1 protein-coding gene is annotated in these 539 nt (G+C 70.1%); it reads right to left on the bottom strand.

Translation table 11 applies throughout. From position 1 onward, the window contains the following. Positions 1–539: nucleotide disphospho-sugar-binding domain-containing protein (locus tag ABD369_RS40960; protein WP_344641718.1), on the bottom strand; the 539-nt coding region annotated here is incomplete at both ends.

The following is a 539-nucleotide window of genomic DNA, read 5'->3' as shown; positions in this document are numbered from 1 at the left end:
GGGGTGGGCTGGGTGAGGTGTTGTTGTCGGAGTCGGGTGGCGGCCTGCTGGTGGGTGGGGAGGTTGCCGAGGAAGGCGTCGAGGGCCTGTTGCAGGGTGGCGTCGTCGAGGTCGACGGGCCACAGGTGGCGTCCGGCGCCGGTCCGTTCGACCTGTTGGGCGTTGACGATGGCATCAACCGCCCAGGGCATGACGAGTTGGGGGGTGCCGTTGCTCATGGCGGTCATGGTGGTTCCGGCGCCGCCTTGGTGGATGATGGCGGCGCAGCCGGGCAGGAGCAGGTGGAGGGCGACCGGTCCGAGGTGGATGACGTTGTCGGGCAGGTCGGTGAACAGGTGGCGTTGGGCGTCGTTGGTGGCGATGACGATCTCGACGTCGTGGCGGGCCAGGGCGCGTACGACCCGGGGGGCGAGGATGCCGTCGTGCCAGCCGAGGTCGTACAGGGAGCCGCCCCAGGTGACCACGATGCGGGGTCGCTCGGGCGGTGTGCGCAGTGCGGCGGGCAGTTGGGCGGGTCCGTTGTACGGGATGTAGCGCAT

Origin of the sequence: Kitasatospora cystarginea, assembly GCF_039533515.1 — a bacterium.
GTDB classification, from domain to species: domain Bacteria; phylum Actinomycetota; class Actinomycetes; order Streptomycetales; family Streptomycetaceae; genus Kitasatospora; species Kitasatospora cystarginea.
The sequence above is the reverse complement of the archived record's forward strand: the minus strand, read 5'-3'. Positions and strand labels throughout refer to the sequence as shown.